Annotated in this window: 2 protein-coding genes (1 of these 2 running past the window's edge); both read left to right on the top strand. The window is 71.3% G+C overall.

The annotated features are described in order from the left end of the window. Positions 1 to 21,341: the 3' portion of a non-ribosomal peptide synthetase gene (locus I3V78_RS14160; protein WP_204488109.1), read on the top strand. It extends 9,526 nt beyond the left edge of the window; only the last 21,341 of its 30,867 coding nucleotides appear in the window; the start codon falls outside the window, past its left edge; its stop codon occupies positions 21,339 to 21,341. Continuing rightward, positions 21,338 to 22,984, top strand: coding sequence for a cyclic peptide export ABC transporter (locus I3V78_RS14155; RefSeq protein WP_204488099.1), 1,647 nt, complete (start codon positions 21,338 to 21,340; stop codon positions 22,982 to 22,984). Before I3V78_RS14160 ends, I3V78_RS14155 begins: the two co-directional genes overlap by 4 nt.

Genomic DNA, 22,984 nt, shown 5'->3' with positions numbered 1-22,984 from the left:
ACGTCCTGCTCACCCAGGAAGCGCTGCGCGGCGTGCTGCCCGGCAATGGGCCGCGGGTGGTGTGCCTGGACACGGACCGGGACGCCATCGCCGCCTGGTCCGAGCACGCGCCCCACGTGCCCGTGCTCGCGGGCAACCTCGCCTACATCATCTACACCTCCGGCTCCACGGGCCGCCCCAAGGGCACGCTCCTGCAGCACCGGGGCGTGAGCAACCTGGTGACGTGCACGGCCAAGGCCTACGCGGTGGGCGCGGGCAGCCGGATGCTCCAGTTCGCCAACATCAGCTTCGACGTGTCGGTGGAGGAGACGTTCACCGCGTTGACCTCGGGCGCGACGCTCTGCCTCGCGCGGAGCGAGGAGCTGATGCCGGGCGAGTCCCTGGCGCGCGTGCTGCGTGACGCGGCCATCACGGCCGTGTGTCTGCCGCCCGCGGCCCTGGCGGCCACGCCCTCCGAGGGACTGCCCTCGCTGCGCACCGTGGTCACCGGCGGCGACACCTGCTCCGCCGAGCTCGTCACCCGCTGGAGCCCCGGCCGGGTGTTCATCAACAACTACGGCCCCACCGAGGCCACGGTCGGCGCCTGCTTCGGCGAGTGCGTGGCCGACGGCAAGCCGCCCCCCATTGGTCGGCCCCTGGCCAACATGAGCGCCTACGTGGTCGATGCCGGACTGCGTCCGGTGCCCGTTGGCGTTCCCGGTGAGCTGCTCCTGGGAGGCGTGGGCCTGGCGCGGGGCTACCTCGGCCGCCCGGAGCTCACGGCCGAGAAGTTCGTTCCCCATCCCTTCAGCACCGAGCCTGGCGCGCGGCTCTACCGCACCGGGGACCTCGTCCGGTACCTGCCCGACGGGCGGCTGGAGTTCATGGGCCGCATCGACTCCCAGGTGAAGGTGCGCGGCTTCCGCATCGAGCTGGGGGAGATCGAGTCCGTGCTGGCCGACCACCCCTCGGTGCGCGAGACGGTGGCGATGGCCCGCGAGGACGTCGCCGGGGACAAGCGGCTGGTGGCCTACGTCGTCACGGCGGAGGGCCAGGCGTTCGACGCTGGTGAGCTGCGGCGCTTCGCCCGCGTCCGCCTGCCCGAGTACATGGTGCCCTCGGCCTTCGTGCCGCTGGAGGCCCTGCCCCTCACGCCCAGCGGCAAGGTGGATCGCAAGGCCCTGCCCGCGCTGGACGTGGCCCGCGCGACCCGCGACGGCCATCACACGCCCGCGCGGACTCCCACCGAGCAGCTCCTGGGCTCCCTCTGGGCTCAGGTGCTGAACACCCCCGAGGTGGGCGCGAGCGACAACTTCTTCGAGCTGGGCGGCCACTCGCTGCTGGCCACCCAGGTCGTCTCCCGCATCCGCGCCACCTTTGGCGTGGAGCTGCCCCTGCGCGCCCTCTTCGAGGAGCCCACGCTCGCCGCCCTGGCCACCCGCATCGAGACCCTCTCGCGCGAGAGCCAGGGCGTGAAGCTGCCGCCCTTCGTGCGCGTGCCTCGCACGGGAGAGCTGCCGCTGTCCTTCGCGCAGCAGCGCCTGTGGTTCCTCGAGCAGCTCGAGCCGGGCAGCGCCACGTACAACCTCTTCACGGCCGTCCGCATGGAGGGCACGCTCGACGTGTCCGCCCTGGAGCGCGCCTTCCAGGAGCTCGTGCGCCGTCACGAGTCCCTGCGCACCACCTTCGCCTCCACCCCGCAGCGGCCCGTCCAGGTCATCCACCCGGAGCTCGCCCTTCCGCTGTCCCTCGTGGACCTGGGCGCCGAGCCCCCGTCGGAGCGCGAGGCCCGGATCCAGCCGCTGGCGCGTGAGGAGGCCCTGAAGCCCTTCGATCTCACGCGGGGCCCGCTGCTGCGCGTGACGCTGCTCAAGCTGGCCGACACCCAGCACGTGCTGTTGATGACGATGCACCACATCGTCTCCGACGGCTGGTCCATGGAGATCCTCGTGCGCGAGGTGGCGGCCCTGTACCAGGCCTTCGCCTCGGGCCAGCCCTCGCCCCTGCCCGAGCTGTCGCTCCAGTACGCCGACTACGCGGCCTGGCAGCGCAACTGGCTCCAGGGCGACGCGCTGGAGACGCAACTGGCCTACTGGCGCCAGCAGCTCGCCCACGCGGCCCCGGTGTTGGAGCTGTCCACGGACAAGCCGCGTCCCGCGGTCCAGACGTTCCGGGGCGCCCACCACTCCGTCATGCTGCCCACGGCGCTCTCCCGCGCCGTTCACGAGCTGGGCCAGCGTGAGGGCGCCACGCCCTTCATGGTGCTGCTCGCGGCCTTCCAGGCCGTGCTCTCGCGCTACTCGGGGCAGCAGGACATCAGCGTGGGTACGCCCATCGCGGGCCGCACCCACGCGGACACCGAGGGCCTCATTGGCTTCTTCGTCAACACGCTCGTGCTGCGCACCCGCCTGGAGGGCGACCCCTCCTTCCGCGAGCTGCTCGGCCGCGTGCGCCAGACGGCCCTGGGCGCGTATGCCCACCAGGACGTGCCGTTCGAGAAGCTCGTCGAGGAACTCAAGCCCCCGCGCAGCCTGAGCCACTCGCCCCTCTTCCAGGTGATGCTCACCTTCCAGAAGGCATCCGCCTCGCAGCCCGAGCAGTCCGGGCTGGCGCTGAGCACCCTGGCGCCCGAGAGCCACACCGCCAAGTTCGACCTCACCCTGGCCCTCGAGGACAGTGAGCAGGGGCTGGCCGCCACGCTCGAATACAACACCGACCTGTTCGAGGCGGAGACCGCCGCGCGCCTGGTGGGTCACCTCCAGGTGCTGTTGGAGGCCGCCACCGCCTCGCCCGAGTTGTCCCTGTCCGCCCTGCCCCTGCTCTCCGCTCCCGAGCGTCAGCAGGTACTCGTCGACTGGAATGACACCCAGGCCGACTACGCCCAGGATGCCTGCCTCCACCACCTCGTCGAGGCCCAGGTGGCTCGCACCCCCGACGCCACCGCCCTCGTCGCCGGGGACGTCCGCCTCACCTACCGCGAGCTCAACGCCCGCGCCAACCGCCTCGCCCACTACCTGCGCCGCCTCGGCGTCGGTCCCGAGGTGCGCGTCGGCGTCTGCCTCGAGCGCTCCGAGCTACTGCCCACCGCCCTGCTCGCCATCCTCAAGGCCGGTGGCACCTACGTCCCCCTCGACCCCGCCTACCCCCGCGAGCGCCTGGCCTTCATGCTCCAGGACGCCTCCGGTGGCCTGCTCCTCACCCAGTCCCACCTGGCTGACGCCCTCGGCCTCTCCGCGTCCTCGCTCCTGCGCCTGGACACCGACGCCCACCTCTTCGCGTCCGAGCCCGACTCCAACCCCGTCTCCACCGTCGGCGCCGACAACCTCGCCTACCTCATCTACACCTCCGGCAGTACGGGCCGCCCCAAGGGCGTGGCCCTGCAGCACCGCGGCGCCGTTGTCTTCCTGCACTGGGCGCTCCAGGTGTTCTCGCGTGAGGAATTGGCGGGCACCCTGGCCGCCACCTCCGTCTGCTTCGACCTGTCCGTCTTCGAGCTCTTCGCGCCCCTGAGCTGCGGTGGTGCCGTCGTGCTCGCACGCGACGCCCTGCACCTGGCCGAGCTGCCCGCCGCCTCCGAGGTGACGCTCGTCAACACCGTCCCCTCCGCCATGGCTCACCTCGTGCGCCTCGGCGCGGTGCCGCCGTCCGTGCGCACCGTCAACTTGGCCGGTGAAGCGCTCTCCGGTGCCCTCGTGCGGCAGGTGTACCAGTCCACTGGCGTGCAGCGGCTCTACAACCTCTACGGGCCCTCCGAGGACACCACCTACTCCACCTTCGCCCTCATGCGCCGCGACGAGGCCTCGCCTCCTATCGGCAAGCCCCTCGCCAACACCCAGGCCTACGTCCTGGACGCGCAGTGGCAGCCCGTGCCCGTCGGCGTGCCCGGCGAGCTGTACCTCTCCGGCCTGGGCCTCGCCCGCGGCTACCTTGGCCGCCCCGAGCTCACCGCCGAGCGCTTCCTGCCCAACCCCTTCGCCTCCGGGGCCCGCATGTACCGCACCGGCGACAAGGTGCGCCTGCTGGCCGATGGCACCCTGGAGTACCTCGGTCGCCTGGACCACCAGGTGAAGGTGCGTGGCTTCCGCATTGAGTTGGGAGAGCTGGACGCCGTGCTCGCCCAGCACCCCACCATCCAGGACGTACTCACCCTGGCCCGCGAGGACGTGCCCGGCGACAAGCGGCTCGTGGCCTACCTCGTGGCCCGTCCTGGCCAGTCCGTGGACGTCGCCGAGCTGCGTGCCTTCCTGGCGCGTCAGGTGCCCGAGTACATGGTGCCCTCGGCCTTCGTCGCCTTGGACGCCCTGCCCCTCTCGCCCAACGGCAAGGTGGACCGCAAGGCCCTGCCCGCCCCCGAGGCCAGCCGCTCCGAGACGCGCGCCTTCGTCGCTCCGCGCACGCCCACCGAGCAGCTCCTCGCCTCGCTCTGGGCCGAGGTGCTGAACACCAACACGGTGGGCCTGCACGACAACTTCTTCGAGTTGGGCGGCCACTCGCTGTTGGCCACGCAGGTCGTCTCCCGCGTCCGCGCCGCCTTCCGCGTGGAGCTGCCCTTGCGCGCCCTCTTCGAGGCGCCCACCGTGGAAGCCCTCGCCCTCAAAGTGGAGCAAGCGGGACAGGGCGATCAGCGGCCCGCGCTGCGCCCCGTGGCACGCACGGACGCACTGCCGTTGTCCTTCGCGCAGCAGCGCCTGTGGTTCCTCGAGCAGCTCGAGCCCGGCCTGCCCACCTACCACATCCCCCTCGCCCTGCGTCTGGAGGGCACGCTGGATGTCTTCGCCCTGGCGCGCGGCGTCCAGGAACTCGTGCACCGTCACGAGTCCCTGCGCACGACGTTCCAGATCCTCGAGGGAGAACCCGTCCAGGTCATTGCTCCGGCACTGGAGCTGACGCTGGACGTGGTGGATCTCCAGACGACGCCCTCCGAGCGTCTCGAGGAGGAGACCCGCCGCATCGCCACCGAGGAGGCGGCGCGTCCCTTCGATCTCGTCCAGGGCCCGCTGTTCCGCGTGAAGCTGCTCCAGCTCGGAGAGACGCGGCACGTGTTGCTGATGACGATGCACCACATCGTCTCCGACGGTTGGTCCATGGACATCCTCGTGCGCGAGGTGGCGGCGCTGTACGAAGCCGCCAGCGCGGGCCGCCCGAGCCCTCTGCCCCAGCTGCCCGTGCAGTACGCGGACTACGCGGCCTGGCAGCGCGGTTGGCTCCAGGGTGGCGTGATGGCGAAGCAGGTGGAGTACTGGAGGGAGCAGCTCTCCGGCGCGCCCGCCCTGCTGGAGCTGCCCACGGACAAGCCGCGTCCCGCGGTCCAGACGTATCGAGGGGCCCAGGAGCCGCTGCGCCTGTCCGGAGCGCTGTCGAAGGCCTTCCTGGCGCTGTGCCAGCAGGAGGGCGTGACGCCCTTCATGGGACTCCTGGCGGCCTTCCAGGCCGTGCTCTCGCGCTACTCGGGCCAGCAGGACATCAGCGTGGGCACGCCCATCGCGGGCCGCACCCACGCGGACACCGAGGGCCTCATTGGCTTCTTCGTCAACACGCTCGTGCTGCGCACGCGCCTGGAGGGCAACCCCTCCTTCCGCGAGCTGCTCGGTCGCGCGCGCCAGACGGCCCTCGACGCCTACGCCCACCAGGACGTGCCGTTCGAGAAGCTCGTCGAGGAGCTCAAGCCTCCGCGCAGCCTGAGCCACTCGCCCCTCTTCCAGGTGATGCTCACCTTCCAGAAGGCGTCCACGTCCCGGCTCGATCTGCCCGGACTCGCACTGAGCACCTTCGAGGCCGAGAGCCACACCGCCAAGTTCGATCTGACGCTCTCGCTGTCCGAGACGCCCGAGGGCCTCACCGGCTCGCTGGAGTACAACGCCGACCTGTTCGAGCAGGCCACGGCCGCGCGTCTGGTGGGCCACCTCCAGGTGTTGCTGGAGGCCGCCACGGCCTCGCCCGAGTTGTCCCTGTCCGCCCTTCCCCTGCTCTCCGCTCCCGAGCGTCAGCAGGTGCTCGTCGACTGGAATGACACCCAGGCCGACTACGCCCAGGACGCCTGCCTCCACCACCTCGTCGAGGCCCAGGTGGCTCGCACCCCCGACGCCACCGCCCTCGTCGCCGGGGACGTCCGCCTCACCTACCGCGAGCTCAACGCCCGCGCCAACCGCCTCGCCCACTACCTGCGCCGCCTCGGCGTCGGTCCCGAGGTGCGCGTCGGTGTCTGCCTCGAGCGCTCCGAGCTGCTGCCCACCGCCCTGCTCGCCATCCTCAAGGCCGGTGGCACCTACGTCCCCCTCGACCCCGCCTACCCTCGCGAGCGCCTGGCCTTCATGCTCCAGGACGCCTCCGGTGGCCTGCTCCTCACCCAGTCCCACCTGGCTGACGCCCTCGGCCTCTCCGCGTCCTCCCTGCTGCGCCTGGACACCGACGCCCACCTCTTCGCGGCCGAGCCCGACTCCAACCCTGTCTCCCCCGTCGGCGCCGACAACCTCGCCTACCTCATCTACACCTCGGGCAGCACCGGGCGGCCCAAGGGCGTGGCCCTGCAGCACCGGGGCGCCGTCGTCTTCCTGCACTGGGCGCTCCAGGTGTTCTCGCGGGAGGAGCTGGCCGGCACCCTGGCCGCCACCTCCATCTGCTTCGACCTGTCCGTCTTCGAGCTCTTCGCCCCCCTGAGCTGCGGTGGTGCCGTCGTGCTCGCACGCGACGCCCTGCACCTGGCCGAGTTGCCCGCCGCTTCCGAGGTGACGCTCGTCAACACCGTCCCCTCCGCCATGGCTCACCTCGTGCGCCTGGGCGCGGTGCCCGCCTCTGTCCTCACCGTCAACCTGGCCGGTGAGGCGCTCTCTGGCGCCCTCGTGCGGCAGGTGTACCAGTCCACTGGCGTGCAGCGGCTCTACAACCTCTACGGGCCCTCCGAGGACACCACCTACTCCACCTTCGCCCTCATGCGCCGCGACGAGGCCTCGCCTCCTATCGGCAAGCCCCTGGCCAACACCCAGGCCTACGTCCTGGACGCCTCGCTCCAGCCCGTGCCCGTCGGAGTCCCCGGCGAGCTGTACCTCTCCGGCCTGGGCCTCGCCCGCGGTTACCTCGGCCGCCCGGAGCTCACCGCCGAGCGCTTCCTGCCCAACCCCTTCGCCTCTGGTGCCCGCATGTACCGCACCGGTGACAAGGTGCGCCTGCTGGCCGACGGCACCCTGGAGTACCTCGGTCGCCTGGACCACCAGGTGAAGGTGCGTGGCTTCCGCATTGAGTTGGGGGAGCTGGACGCCGTGCTCGCCCAGCACCCCGCCGTGCAGGACGTGCTCACCCTCGCCCGCGAGGACGTGCCCGGCGACAAGCGGCTCGTGGCCTACCTCGTCGCCCGTCCTGGCCAGACCGTGGACGTCGCCGAGCTGCGCGCCTTCCTCGCGCGTCAGGTGCCCGAGTACATGGTGCCCTCGGCCTTCGTGGCCCTCTCCGCCCTGCCGCTCTCGCCCAACGGCAAGGTGGACCGCAAGGCCCTGCCCGCCCCCGAGGCCAGCCGCTCCGAGGCGCGCGCCTTCGTCGCCCCGCGCACCCCCACCGAGCAGCTGCTCGCCTCGCTCTGGGCCGAGGTGCTGCACACCGACGCGGTGAGCCTGCACGACAACTTCTTCGAGTTGGGCGGCCACTCGCTGTTGGCCACGCAGGTCGTCTCCCGCGTCCGCGCCGCCTTCGGCGTGGAGCTGCCCCTGCGCGCCCTCTTCGAGGCGCCCTCCGTGGAATCCCTCGCCCTCAAGGTGGACGCCGCCGTGCAAGCGGGTCAGGGCGTGCAGCGGCCCGCGCTGCGCCCCGTGGCACGCACGGAAGCGCTGCCCCTGTCGTTCGCGCAGCAGCGCCTGTGGTTCCTCGAGCAGCTCGAGCCGGGCCTGCCCACCTACCACATCCCCCTCGCCATGCGTCTGGAGGGGGCCCTGGACAGTGCCGCCCTGGCGCGTGCCTTCCAGGAACTCGTGCACCGTCACGAGTCCCTGCGCACGACGTTCCGTTCCACCCGCACGGAGGCGGTCCAGGTCATCCACGCCGAGGCCTCACTGCCTCTGTCCCTGGTCGACGTGAGCACCCTGCCGCGGGCCCAGCATGAGGCCGAAGTGCGGCGTCTGGCGGAAGAAGAGGCCCAGCGGCCCTTCGATCTCGTCCAGGGCCCGCTGGCGCGCGTGACGCTGCTCAAGCTCGCCGACACCCAGCACGTGCTGTTGATGACGATGCACCACATCGTCTCGGACGGCTGGTCCATGGGGGTGCTCATCCGCGAGGTGGCGGCCCTGTACCAGGCCTTCACTTCCGGCCAGCCCTCGCCCCTGTCCGCCCTGCCCGTGCAGTACGCGGACTACGCCGCCTGGCAGCGCGGCTGGCTCCAGGGCGAGGCCCTCGAGACGCAGCTGACCTACTGGCGCCAGCACCTCACCGGCGCTCCCCAGGTGCTGGAGCTGCCCACCGACAGGCCTCGTCCCGCCGTGCAGTCGCACCGCGGCGCCAACCTGCCCGTGCGCCTGTCCACGAACCTGTCGCGTGCCGTCAATGCGCTGGCCCAGCGGGAGGGCGCCACGCCCTTCATGGTGCTGCTCACGGCCTTCAATGCCGTGCTCGCGCGCTACTCCGGCCAGCAGGACATCACCGTGGGCTCGCCCATCGCGGGCCGCACGCATGCGGACACGGAGGGCCTCATCGGCTTCTTCGTGAACACGCTCGTGCTGCGCACCCGCCTGGAGGGCGACCCCTCCTTCCGCGAGCTGCTCGGTCGCGTGCGTCAGGTGACGCTCAGCGCGTACGCCCACCAGGACATCCCCTTCGAGAAGCTCGTCGAGGAGCTCAAGCCCCAGCGCAGTCTGAGCTACTCGCCCCTCTTCCAGGTCATGCTCGTCCTGCAGAACGCGCCCGTGGGGGCCATCTCCGGATCCGCGGGCTCCCGCCCCGCGTTGGAGATGCACCCGCTCGAGGTCGAGGGACAGACGGCGAAGTTCGACCTGACGCTCTCACTGTCCGAGACGCCCGAGGGCTTCGCCGGCTCGCTGCAGTACAACACCGACCTCTTCGAGTCGGACACCGCCGCGCGCCTGCTGGGGCACCTCCAGGTGCTGCTGGAGGCCGCCACGGCCTCGCCCGAGTTGGCCCTCTCCGCCCTGCCCCTGCTCTCCGCTCCCGAGCGCCAGCAGCTGCTCGTGGACTGGAACGCCACGCACGCCGAGGTGTCTCGCGACGCCTGCCTGCATGAGCTCTTCTCGGCCCAGGCCGCCCGCACGCCCCACGCCGTGGCCGTCGTCTTCGAGGACGCCCAGCTCACCTTCGCCCAGCTCGACGCCCGCTCCAACCAGCTCGCCCACGCCCTGCGCTCACGCGGCGTTGGCCCCGAGACGCGTGTCGCCCTCTGCCTGGAGCGCTCGCTCGACCTGCTCGTGGCGGTGTGGGGCATCCTCAAGGCTGGCGCCGCCTACGTCCCCCTGGACCCGGCCTACCCCGCCCAGCGCCTGGCCTTCATGCTCCAGGACTCCCGCGCCCGTCTCGTCCTCACCCACTCGCACCTGACGCCACGCCTAGCCGCCCACGGCCTGGAGGCCCTCGCCCTCGACTCCGACGTCCTCTCCGGCCTGAGCACCTCTCCGCCCGCGCCCCTGAGCCACCCCGGCCACCTCGCCTACGTCATCTACACCTCGGGCTCCACTGGCACCCCCAAGGGCGTCATGATTCAGCACGCCTCGGTGCTCAACCTCCTGGCCGCCCTGCGCGACACCGTCTACGCCGGCGCTCAGGAAGGCCTGCGGGTGAGTGTCAACGCGCCCCTGGCCTTCGACGGCTCCGTCAAGCAGCTCATCCAGCTGGCTCACGGCCACACCCTGTGCCTCATCCCCGAGCCCGCCCGTGTCGACCCCCAGCTGCTGCTCGGCTACCTGACGCGCCACCGCGTCCAGGTGCTCGACTGCACCCCCTCCCTGCTGCGCCTCTTGCTGGCCGAGGGCCTGGGCGCCACTGACTCGGGCTTCCCCACGCGCGTGCTCGTCGGCGGCGAGGCCGTGGACGACGCCACCTGGGCCACCCTCGCCCAGCACCCGCACCTCGCCTGCTTCAACGTCTACGGCCCCACCGAGTGCACCGTCGACGCCACCGTGCGTCCCGTGCGTGGCGCCTCCGCTCGCCCCACCATCGGCCGCCCCCTGCGCAACGTGCGCACCTACGTGCTCGACGCGCACCTGCACCCCACCCCCGTGGGCGTCCCCGGTGAGCTCTACATCGGCGGCGCGGGCCTGGCCCGTGGCTACCTCGGCCGCCCCGAGCTCACGGCCGACACGTTCGTCCCCCATCCCTTCAGCTCCGAGCCGGGAGCCCGCCTCTACCGCACCGGTGACAAGGCCCGCTTCCTGGCCTCCGGCGAGCTGGAGTACCTCGGCCGCATCGACCACCAGGTGAAGCTGCGCGGCTTCCGCATCGAGCTGGGAGAGGTCGAGTCCGCCCTCGCCCTGCACCCCCAGGTGAAGCAGGCCGCGGTGCTCGTGCGGCGGGACGCCCATGGCCCCGAGCGCCTCGTCGCCTACGTCGCCCACCACGGCCAGGCCCCCGAGGCCTCCGCCCTGCGCGCCTTCCTCGCCGAGCACCTGCCCGAGTACATGCTGCCCTCGGTCTTCCTCGTCCTGGACGCCCTGCCCCTCACCACCCACGGCAAGGTCGACCGCTCCGCACTCCCCGCTCCGGAGGCGAGCCGTACCGAGGCGAACACCTACGTCGCGCCGCGCACGCCCACCGAGCAACTCCTGGCCTCGCTCTGGGCCGAGGTGCTGCGCACCGACACCGTGGGCCTGCACGACAACTTCTTCGAGCTGGGCGGCCACTCGCTGTTGGCCACGCAGATCATCTCCCGCACCCGCGCCGCCTTCGGCGTGGAGCTGCCCCTGCGCGCCCTCTTCGAGGCCCCCACGCTCGAGGCGCTCGCGTCTCGCATCGACGCCGCCTCGCGCGAGGGACAGGGACTGAAACTCCCGCCGCTGCTCCCCGTGGCACGCACGGGCGAGCTGCCACTGTCGTTCGCGCAGCAGCGCCTGTGGTTCCTCGAGCAGCTCGAGCCGGGTCTGCCCACCTACCACATCCCTCTCGCCATGCGTCTGGAGGGAGCACTGGATGTCTCCGCCCTGGCGCGGGGCTTCCAGGAACTGGTGCACCGTCACGAGTCCCTGCGCACCACCTTCCGCGCCACGGGCACGGAAGCCGTCCAGGTCGTCCACGCCGAGGCCTCACTGGCCCTGCCCCTGATCGACCTGAGCGCTCTCCCCGAGGCCCAGCAAGAGGCCGAGGTGCGGCGTCTGGCGGAAGAAGAGGCCCAGCGTCCCTTCGATCTCACGCGCGGCCCGCTGGTGCGCGTGACGCTGCTCAAGCTGGCCAGCACTCAGCACGTGCTGCTGCTGACGATGCACCACATCGTCTCCGACGGCTGGTCCATGAGCATCCTCATCCAGGAAGTGGCGGCCCTGTACCAGGCCTTCACCTCCGGCCAGCCCTCGTCCCTGCCGGCCCTGCCCGTGCAGTACGCCGACTACGCCGCCTGGCAGCGCGGTTGGCTCCAGGGTGCGGCGCTGGAGACACAGCTGACCTACTGGCGTGAGCACCTCACCGGCGCGCCCCAGGTGTTGGAGCTGCCCACCGACAGGCCCCGCCCCGCCGTGCAGTCGCACCGCGGCGCCAGCCAGCCCGTGCGCCTGCCCGTGGCGCTCTCGCGCGCCGTCAATGCGCTCGCCCAGCGCGAGGGCGCCACGCCCTTCATGGTGCTGCTCGCGGCCTTCAACGCCGTGCTCTCGCGCTACTCGGGCCAGCAGGACATCACCGTCGGCACGCCCATCGCGGGCCGCACCCACGCGGACACCGAAGGCCTCATCGGCTTCTTCATCAACACGCTCGTGCTGCGCACCCGCCTGGAGGGCAATCCCTCCTTCCGCGAGCTGCTCGGTCGCGTGCGCCAGACGGCCCTGGGCGCGTATGCCCACCAGGACGTCCCCTTCGAGAAGCTCGTCGAGGAACTCAAGCCCCAGCGCAGCTTGAGCTACTCGCCCCTCTTCCAGGTGATGCTCGTCCTGCAGAACACGCCTGTCTCCACGCTCTCCACCGCCGAGGGCACGCAGGCCTCTCTGCGCATGCAGTCGCTCGGGGTCGAGGGACAGACGGCGAAGTTCGACCTGACGCTCTCGCTGTCCGAGACGCCCGAGGGCCTCACCGGCTCGCTGGAGTACAACGCCGACTTGTTCGAGCAGGCCACGGCCGCGCGCCTGGTGGGCCACCTCCAGGTGTTGTTGGAGGCCGCCACCGCCTCGCCCGAGTTGTCCCTGTCCGCCCTGCCCCTGCTCTCCGCTCCCGAGCGTCAGCAGGTACTCGTCGACTGGAATGACACCCAGGCCGACTACGCCCAGGATGCCTGCCTCCACCACCTCGTCGAGGCCCAGGTGGCTCGCACCCCCGACGCCACCGCCCTCGTCGCCGGGGACGTCCGCCTCACCTACCGCGAGCTCAACGCCCGCGCCAACCGCCTCGCCCACTACCTGCGCCGCCTCGGCGTCGGTCCCGAGGTGCGCGTCGGCGTCTGCCTCGAGCGCTCCGAGCTACTGCCCACCGCCCTGCTCGCCATCCTCAAGGCCGGTGGCACCTACGTCCCCCTCGACCCCGCCTACCCCCGCGAGCGCCTGGCCTTCATGCTCCAGGACGCCTCCGGTGGCCTGCTCCTCACCCAGTCCCACCTGGCTGACGCCCTCGGCCTCTCCGCGTCCTCGCTCCTGCGCCTGGACACCGACGCCCACCTCTTCGCGTCCGAGCCCGACTCCAACCCCGTCTCCACCGTCGGCGCCGACAACCTCGCCTACCTCATCTACACCTCCGGCAGTACGGGCCGCCCCAAGGGCGTGGCCCTGCAGCACCGCGGCGCCGTTGTCTTCCTGCACTGGGCGCTCCAGGTGTTCTCGCGTGAGGAATTGGCGGGCACCCTGGCCGCCACCTCCGTCTGCTTCGACCTGTCCGTCTTCGAGCTCTTCGCCCCCCTGAGCTGCGGTGGTGCCGTCGTGCTCGCACGCGACGCCCTGCACCTGGCCGAGCTGCCCGCCGCTTCCGAGGTGACGCTCGTCAACACCGTCCCCTCCGCCATGGCTCACCTCGTGCGCCTGGGGGCGGTGCCCGCCTCTGTCCTCACCGTCAACCTGGCGGGCGAGGCCCTCTCCGGTGCCCTCGTGCGGCAGGTGTACCAGTCCACTGGCGTCCAGCGGCTCTACAACCTCTACGGGCCCTCCGAGGACACCACCTACTCCACCTTCGCCCTCATGCGCCGCGACGAGGCCTCGCCTCCTATCGGCAAGCCCCTGGCCAACACCCAGGCCTACGTCCTGGACGCCTCGCTCCAGCCCGTGCCCGTCGGTGTCCCCGGCGAGCTGTACCTCTCCGGCCTCGGCCTCGCGCGCGGTTACCTCGGCCGCCCGGAGCTCACCGCCGAGCGCTTCCTGCCCAACCCCTTCGCCTCCGGCGCGCGCATGTACCGCACCGGCGACAAGGTGCGCCTGCTGGCCGATGGCACCCTGGAGTACCTCGGTCGCCTGGACCACCAGGTGAAGGTGCGTGGCTTCCGGATTGAATTGGGAGAGCTGGACGCCGTGCTCGCCCAGCACCCCGCCGTCCAGGACGTGCTCACCCTCGCGCGTGAGGACGTGCCCGGCGACAAGCGTCTCGTCGCCTACCTCGTGGCCCGCCCCGGCCAGTCCGTGGACGTCGCCGAGCTGCGTGCCTTCCTGGCGCGTCAGGTGCCCGAGTACATGGTGCCCTCGGCCTTCGTCGCCTTGGACGCCCTGCCCCTCTCGCCCAACGGCAAGGTGGACCGCAAGGCCCTGCCCGCCCCCGAGGCTGGCCGCTCCGAGGCGCACACCTTCGTCGCTCCGCGCACTCCCACCGAGCAGCTCCTCGCCTCGCTCTGGGCAGAGGTGCTCGGCATGAAGCGCGTGGGCAGTGGTGATCACTTCTTCGAGTTGGGGGGACACTCGCTGCTGGCCACGCAGGTCGTCTCCCGCGTCCGCGCCGCCTTCGGCGTGGAGTTGCCCCTGCGCGCCCTCTTCGAGGCCCCCACCCTCGAGGCACTCGCCGCTCGCGTCGACGCCGCCTCGCGTGAGGAACAGGGACTGGAGATGCCGCCGCTGCGCTCCGTCGATCGCACGCGGGCGCTGCCCCTGTCGTTCGCGCAGCAGCGCCTGTGGTTCCTCGAGCAGCTCGAGCCGGGCCTGCCCACCTACCATATCCCCCTCGCCATGCGTCTGGAGGGGGCCTTGGACAGCGCCGCCCTGGCGCGTGCCTTCCAGGAACTCGTGCACCGTCACGAGTCCCTGCGCACCACCTTCCAGGTGCGCGAGGGCGAGCCCGTCCAGATCATCGTCCCGTCCCTGGAACTGCCGCTGCCCGTGGTGGACCTCCACGAGTGGCCCGCCGAGCGCCGCAAGGCGGAGGCGTACCGGCTCGCGAGCGAGGAGACGCAGCGGCCCTTCGATCTCGTCAGCGGCCCGCCGCTCCGGGTGACGCTGCTGAAGCTGGCGGACACGCGGCACGTGCTCCTGCTGACGATGCACCACATCGTCTCCGACGGCTGGTCCATGGGCGTGCTCGTCCGCGAGCTGACGGCCCTCTACCAGGCCTTCAGCGAGGGACAGCCGAGCCCCCTGGCCGCCGTGCGCATCCAGTACGCGGACTACGCGGCCTGGCAGCGCGGCTGGCTCCAGGGCGAGGCGCTCGAGCGGCAGGTGCGGTACTGGAGGGAGCAGCTCTCCGGCGCGCCCGCCTTGTTGGAGTTGCCCACGGACAAGCCGCGTCCCGCGGTCCAGACGTTCCGGGGCGCGGAGCAGTCGCTGCGGCTCCCCGAGGAGCTGTCGGCTTCCTTCCTGGCGCTGTGCCAGCGTGAGGGTGTGACCCCCTTCATGGGTCTGATGGCCGTCTTCCAGGCCGTGCTCTCGCGCTACTCCGGTCAGCGGGACATCAGCGTGGGTACGCCCATCGCGGGCCGCACCCACGCGGACACCGAGGGCCTCATTGGCTTCTTCGTCAACACGCTCGTGCTGCGCACCCGCCTGGAGGGCAACCCCTCCTTCCGCGAGCTGCTCGGTCGCGTGCGCCAGGCCGCCCTGGGCGCCTACGCCCACCAGGACGTGCCGTTCGAGAAGCTCGTCGAGGAGCTCAAGCCTCAGCGCAGCCTGAGCCACCCGCCCCTGTTCCAGGTGATGTTCGCCTTCCAGAACACGCCGGCCCCGGCGCGCTCCGAGGCCAAGGGCTCGCGTCCCTCGCTGACGCTGCGTCCGCTCGAGGTGGAGGGTCAGACGGCGAAGTTCGACCTGACGCTCTCGATGTCCGAGACGCCCAAGGGCCTCACCGGCTCGCTGCAGTACAACACCGACCTCTTCGAGTCGGGCACGGCGGCGCGCATGCTGGAGCACTTCCAGGTACTGGTGGGGGCGGTCACCGCGCACCCGGAGCGGCCCCTGGCCAGCCTGTCCCTGCTCACCGGGGCCGAGCGCCAGCGCCTGCTGGTGGAGTGGAACGACACGCGGGTGGACGTCCCGAGCAAGGGCCGCGCGCATCAACTCGTCGAGCGCCAGGCGCGGCGCACGCCGGACGCGATCGCGGTGCGCATGGGCGAGGAGAGCCTCACCTACCGGCAGTTGGACGCTCGCGCCAACCAGCTCGCGCACCACCTGCGCGGCCTGGGCGTGGGCCCAGAAGTCCGCGTGGGCGTGTGCTTCGAGCGCTCGCCGGACATGGTGGTGGCCCTGCTCGCCACGCTCAAGGCGGGCGGCGCGTACGTGCCGCTCGATCCGGCCTATCCGCGGGAGCGGCGGCGGTACATGCTCGAGGACGCGGCGGTGAAGGTCCTCCTCACGCAGGCGCGCCTGGCGGAGCACGTGTCCGGGATGGCGCTCGACGTGGTGAGCCTGGACACGGGCTGGAAGGACATCGCCCGTCACCTGGACGAGGCCCCCTCCCTGGAAGTCGAGGCCGGCAACCTGGCCTACGTCATCTACACCTCGGGAAGCACGGGCCGTCCCAAGGGCGTGGCGATCAGCCACGGCAGCCTGAGCAACCTCATCTCCTGGTACCAGCGCACCTACGCGGTGACGCCCGCGGACCGGACGACGCAGGTGGCGGGCACGGCGTTCGATGCCTCGGTGTTCGAGCTGTGGCCCGCCCTCACGGCGGGCGCGAGCCTCCACCTGCCCGAGGAGCGGGTGCGTGCGGAGCCCGAGGCGATGTTGCGGTGGCTCGCGGCGGAGGCCATCACGCTCAGCTTCCTGCCGACGCCCATGGCCGAGGCGGTCCTGGAGCTGCCGTGGCCTCGGGACATGGGCCTCCGAGCCCTGATGACGGGTGGAGATCGTCTGCGCCGCAGACCTCGTCCGGAGCTGCGCACGCGCCTGGTGAACCACTACGGTCCGACGGAGAGCACCGTGGTGACCACCTGGGGCGACGTGGCGGCCGAGGCCGCCTCGGGACAGTTGCCGACCATTGGCCGTCCCCTGGACAACACCGAGGTGTACCTGCTGGACGCGACGCTCCAGCCGGTGCCGACGGGTGTTCCGGGCGAGCTGTACATCGGCGGCGTGGGCCTGGCGCGGGGATACCTGGGACAGCCGGCGCTGACGGCGGAGCGCTTCCTGCCGCATCCGTTCAGCGCGGAGCCTGGAGCGCGCCTGTACCGCAGTGGAGATCTGGCGCGCTACCTGCCGGACGGACAGCTCGAGTTCCTGGGCCGCGCCGACGAGCAGGTGAAGGTGCGGGGCTTCCGCATCGAGCTGGGTGAAGTGGAGACGGTGCTGGCCCAGCACCCGGCGGTGCGCGAGACCGTGGCCATGGTGCGTGACGATGTCCGGGGGAACAGGACCCTGGTCGCGTACGTGGTGATGGCCTCGGAGCAAGAGGCGCTCGCCCCGAGCGCGCTGCGCACCTTCCTGGCGGAGAAGCTGCCGGAGCACATGGTGCCCTCGGCCTTCGTGCGGATGGAGGCGCTGCCGCTCACGCCCAATGGCAAGGTGGACCGCAAGGCCCTGCCCGCCCCGGAGGCGGTCCGTGCCGAGTCGCACGCGCATGTCGCGCCGCGCACGCCCACCGAGCAGCTGCTCGCCTCGATCTGGAGCCAGGTGCTGCACACCGACACGGTGGGCTCGCACGACAACTTCTTCGAGCTGGGCGGCCACTCGCTGCTGGCCACGCAGGTCATCTCCCGCGTCCGCGCCGCCTTCGGCGTGGAGCTGCCCCTGCGCGCCCTCTTCGAGGCGCCTTCCGTGGAGTCCCTCGCCCTCAAGGTGGACGCCGCCGTCCGCACTGGCCAGGGCCTGCGGCGTCCCGAGCTGGTGGCGCGGTCGCGCACGGAAGCGCTGCCGCTGTCCTTCGCCCAGCAGCGCCTGTGGTTCCTCGAGCAGCTCGAGCCGGGTCTGCCCACCTACCACATCCCCCTCGCCATGCGTCTGGAGGGGGCCCTGGATGTCTCCTCCCTGGAGCGCGGCTTCCAGGAGCTCGTGCGCCGTCACGAGTCCCTGCGCACCACCTTCCGCGCCACGGGCACGGAGGCCGTCCAGGTCATCCACACGGACGTCATCCTGCCGCTGGCCGTGATCGACCTGAGCGCGCTGCCCCTGGCCGATCAGGAGAACGAGGTGCGGCGCTTGATGGGCGAAGAGGCCCAGCGGCCGTTCGATCTCACGCGCGGCCCGCTGGTGCGCGTGACGCTGCTCAAGCTGGCCGGCACCCAGCACGTGTTGCAGCTGACGATGCACCACATCGTCTCCGACGGCTGGTCCATGGGGGTGCTCATCCGCGAGGTGGCGGCCCTGTACCAGGCCTTCACCTCCGGCCAGCCCTTGTCCCTGCCGGCCCTGCCCGTGCAGTACGCAGACTACGCCGCCTGGCAGCGCGGTTGGCTCCAGGGCGAGGCCCTCGAGACGCAGCTGGCCTACTGGCGCCAGCACCTCACCGGCGCGCCCCAGGTGTTGGAGCTGCCCACCGACAGGCCTCGTCCCGCCGTGCAGTCGCACCGCGGCGCCAACCTGCCCGTGAGCCTGTCCACGAACCTGTCGCGTGCCGTCAATGCGCTGGCCCAGCGCGAGGGCGCCACGCCCTTCATGGTGCTGCTCGCGGCCTTCAACGCCGTGCTCTCGCGCTACTCCGGCCAGCAGGACATCACCGTCGGCTCGCCCATCGCGGGCCGCACGCACGCGGACACCGAAGGCCTCATCGGCTTCTTCATCAACACGCTCGTGCTGCGCACCCGTCTGGAGGGCGACCCCTCCTTCCGCGAGCTGCTCGGTCGCGTGCGCCAGACGGCCCTGGGCGCGTATGCCCACCAGGACATCCCCTTCGAGAAGCTCGTCGAGGAGCTCAAGCCCCAGCGCAGCCTGAGCTACTCGCCGCTCTTCCAGGTCATGCTCGTCCTGCAGAACACGCCTGTCTCCACGCTCTCCACCGCCGAGGGCACGCAGGCGTCGCTGCGCATGCAGTCACTCGGGGTGGAGGGACAGACGGCGAAGTTCGACCTGACGCTCTCCTTGTCCGAGACGCCCGAGGGCTTCGCTGGCTCGCTGCAATACAACACCGACCTCTTCGAGTCGGACACGGCCGCGCGCTTGGTGGGGCACCTCCAGGTGCTGCTGGAGGTCGCCACCGCTACGCCCGAGCTGGCCCTCTCCGCCCTGCCCCTGCTCTCCGCTCCCGAGCGTCAGCAGCTGCTCGTGGACTGGAACGCCACGCACGCCGAGGTGTCTCGCGAGGCCTGCCTGCACGAGCTCTTCGCCGCCCAGGCCGAGCGTACACCCCACGCCGTGGCCGTCGTCTTCGAGGACGCCCAGCTCACCTTCGCCCAGCTCGACGCCCGCTCCAACCAGCTCGCCCACGCCCTGCGCTCGCGCGGCGTCGGCCCCGAGACGCGTGTCGCCCTCTGCCTGGAGCGCTCGCTCGACCTGCTCGTCTCCGTCCTCGGCATCCTCAAGGCCGGCGCCGCCTACGTCCCCCTGGACCCGGCCTACCCCGCCCAGCGCCTGGCCTTCATGCTCCAGGACTCCCGCGCCCGCCTCGTCCTCACCCATTCGCACCTGACGCCGCGTCTGGCCGCTCACGGCCTGGAGGCCCTCGCCCTCGACTCCGACGTCCTCTCCGGCCTGAGCACCTCTCCGCCCGCGCCCCTGAGCCACCCCGGCCACCTCGCCTACGTCATCTACACCTCGGGCTCCACCGGCACCCCCAAGGGCGTCATGATTCAGCACGCCTCGGTGCTCAACCTCCTGGCCGCCCTGCGCGACACCGTCTACGCCGGCGCTCAGGAAGGCCTGTGCGTGAGCGTCAACGCCCCCCTGGCCTTCGACGGCTCCGTCAAGCAGCTCATCCAGCTGGCTCACGGCCACACCCTGTGCCTCATCCCCGAGCCCGCCCGGGTCGACCCCCATCTGCTGCTCGGCTACCTCACGCGCCACCGCGTCCAGGTGCTCGACTGCACCCCCTCCCTGCTGCGTCTGCTCCTCGCCGAGGGCCTGGGCGCCACCGACTCGGGCTTCCCCACGCGCGTGCTCGTCGGCGGTGAGGCCGTGGACGACGCCACCTGGGCCACCCTCTCCCAGCACCCGCGCCTGGCCTGCTTCAACGTCTACGGCCCCACCGAGTGCACCGTCGACGCCACCCTGCGTCCCGTGCGCGGCGCCTCCGCTCGCCCCACCATCGGCCGCCCCCTGCGCAACGTGCGCACCTACGTGCTCGACGCGCACCTGCACCCCACCCCCGTGGGTGTCCCGGGCGAGCTCTACATCGGCGGCGCGGGCCTGGCCCGCGGCTACCTCGGCCGCCCCGAGCTCACGGCCGACACGTTCGTCCCCCACCCCTTCAGCTCCGAGCCGGGCGCTCGCCTCTACCGCACCGGCGACAAGGCCCGCTTCCTGGCCTCCGGTGAGCTGGAGTACCTCGGCCGCATCGACCACCAGGTGAAGCTGCGCGGCTTCCGCATTGAGCTGGGAGAAGTCGAGTCCGCCCTCGCCCTGCACCCCCAGGTGAAGCAAGCCGCGGTGCTCGTGCGGCGGGACGCCCACGGCCCCGAGCGCCTCGTCGCCTACGTCGCCCACCACGGCCAGGCCCCCGAGGCCTCCGTCCTGCGCGCCTTCCTCGCCGAGCACCTGCCCGAGTACATGCTGCCCTCGGTCTTCCTCGTCCTGGACGCCCTGCCCCTCACCACCCACGGCAAGGTCGACCGCTCCGCACTCCCCGCTCCGGAGGCCGGTGGCGTGATCGGCTCGGACTTCGTCCCGCCGCGTGACGCCCTGGAGGCGATGTTGGTGAACCTTTGGGAGGAGCTGCTCGGCGTCCAGCCGGTGGGCGTGCGGAGCAACTTCTTCGAGCTGGGAGGCCACTCGCTGATGGCGGTGGGCCTCATGGCGAGGATCCGCGAACTCACCGGAAGGAGCCTCCCGCTGACGGCGCTGTTCCAGGAGGCGACGGTCCAGCACCTCGCGCGGCTGCTACGGCAGGAGGAGGAGGCCGGACCCTGGTCGCCTCTGGTGCCGCTGCGCACGGGGAGCGCACGGCCCTTCTTCCTCGTCCACCCGGTGGGCGGCAACGTCCTCTGCTACGCCGAGCTGGCGCGGCAGCTGGGTCCCGATCAGCCGCTCTACGCACTACAGGCGCCGGGCCTCAAGGGGGAGCAGTCGCCCCTGGACACCGTCGAGGCGCTGGCCACGTGCTACGTCGAGGCGCTCCGCACCGTGCAGCCCACGGGTCCCTACCTGCTCGGCGGCTGGTCGCTGGGCGGCGTGGTGGCCTACGAGATGGCGCAGCAGTTCCAGCGCGCGGGTGAGCAGGTGGAGCTGCTGGCGCTCATCGACTCCAGGGCGCGCGAGGCGGGCGCCACGGACGAGGCGGAGGCGTCCCGGACCGCGCTGCACTTCGCCTGGGATCTGTTCCGCTCGGCCGGAAAGGAGCTCCAGCCCCCGGAGAACCTCTCGGAGCTGGCACCCGAGGCGCTGTTGGAGACGCTGCTGGAGCAGGGCCGCGCGGCGGGCCTCATCGCTCCGGGCGCGGAGGCCCAGGAGTTCCGGGCGCTCTTCCGCGTCTTCGAGAGCAACCTCCGGGCGTCCATGCGGTACCGCCCGAAGCCCTACGCGGGCACGGTCACCCTGCTGCGGGCGGGCGATCGGCCCCTGGCGGAGGGCGAGGATGCGAACCACGGCTGGGGTATCCTGGCCACCCGGGTGGAGCGGCATGAGCTGTCCGGGGATCACTACACGCTGCTGCAACGGCCCCACGTCCAGAAGCTGGCCGAGCACTTGAAGGAGTGCCTCGCGCGAGCCCATCAGGCGCCAGGCTTCGTCAAGGACGGGAAGAGCGCATGAATCTGATCACATTCTTCTTACGCGGTTCGAAGTGGGGCTTCGCGTTCGCGGTGCTCTGCGGAATGCTCTCCGGTGCGGGGAGCGCGGGGCTCATCTCGCTCATCAACGCCGTGCTGGCGGGCCATCCGCCGGCCGGTGCCGCCTGGCGCTTCGTCGGCTTCGGGGTGTTGGCGCTGGGCACCCGGGTGGCCTCGCAGACCATCCTGAACAACCTCCAGCAGGGCGTGCTCCAGGAGATGCGCGAGGATCTCGTCCGGCGGATCCTCGCGGCCCCGCTGCGTCGGCTGGAGGAGTCCGGGGGCCATCGCCTGCTGGCGGTGCTGACGGAGGACGTCCTCGTCATCAGCAACAGCCTGCTGAGCATCCCCCACATCTTCATCAACGCCGCCATCATCGTCGGCTGTCTGTCCTACCTGGCGTGGCTCTCGCCGCGCATCTTCCTGGCGCTGCTCGCCTTCGGCGTGGTGGGCTTCCTGTCGTACCGGTTGCCCGTCGCGCGGGCGATGGGCTCGCTCCGGGCGGCCCGCGACACCCAGGACACGCTCTACAAGCACCTGAGCTCCGTCATCCACGGCGTCAAGGAGCTCAAGCTGCACCCCGGTCGGCGCGGGGCCTTCCTGAAGGACTCGCTCGGCGAGACCACCTCGGCGATGCGGCGGCTGAACACCTACTGCTTCAACATCTTCGCGGCCACCAGCAGCTGGGGCATGTTCCTGTTCTTCGGCTTCATCGGCCTGCTGCTCTTCGTGCTGCCCGTGGACGGAGCGGACAGCGGAGGCACGCTGGTGGGCTACACGCTCACCGTGCTGTACCTGCAGCAGCCGCTGGACGGGCTCATGAGCAACGTGCCCTACCTCGGCCGGGGTGGTGTGTCGCTGCGCAAGATCGAGAAGCTCTCGAAGCTGAGCGAGGACCCCAAGACGGACCTCGTTCACCTGCTCCCCGCGAGCACGTCCTTCAACCGGCTGGAGCTGGTCGACGTCACCCACTCCTACCACCGCGAGCGCGAGGACAGCCGCTTCACCCTGGGGCCCATCTCCCTGACGCTCAACAAGGGCGAGCTGGTCTTCCTGGTGGGAGGCAACGGCAGCGGCAAGACGACGCTCGCCAAGCTGCTCACCGGGCTGTACTCGCCGGAGTCCGGAGAGGTGCGGCTCGATGGGGTCCCCATCACCGAGCAGGAGCAGGAGCGCTACCGTCAGTGCTTCTCGACGGTGTTCTCCGACTTCTACCTCTTCGAGTCCCTGCTGGGACTGGCGCCCACCGACCTGGTGCCCCGGGCCCGCCAGTACCTGGAGCGGCTCCACCTCAACCACAAGGTGAAGATCCACGACGACGGCACGCTCTCCACCACGGATCTCTCCCAGGGGCAGCGCAAGCGGCTCGCGCTGCTCACCGCGTGGCTCGAGGATCGCCCCATCTTCGTCTTCGACGAGTGGGGGGCGGATCAGGATCCCATCTTCAAGGAGGTCTTCTACACGGAGCTGCTGCCGGAGCTGAAGCAGGCGGGCAAGACGGTGCTGGCCATCAGCCACGACGACCGCTACTTCCACGTGGCGGACCGGGTGCTCCACCTGGAGTCCGGCAAGCTGCTGCCCGAGGAAAACGCCGCGCCTTCCAGCGTCCAGCAACGGGCCTCGTGA

The sequence above is a fragment of the Archangium primigenium genome, from assembly GCF_016904885.1.
Classification (GTDB): domain Bacteria; phylum Myxococcota; class Myxococcia; order Myxococcales; family Myxococcaceae; genus Cystobacter; species Cystobacter primigenius.
This window is presented reverse-complemented; position numbering and strand designations above follow the sequence as displayed.

Excerpts from the sequence above, each read along its gene's own strand:
- I3V78_RS14155 (WP_204488099.1), top strand. The coding sequence starts at position 21,338 with ATGAATCTGATCACATTCTTCTTACGCGGTTCGAAGTGGGGCTTCGCG.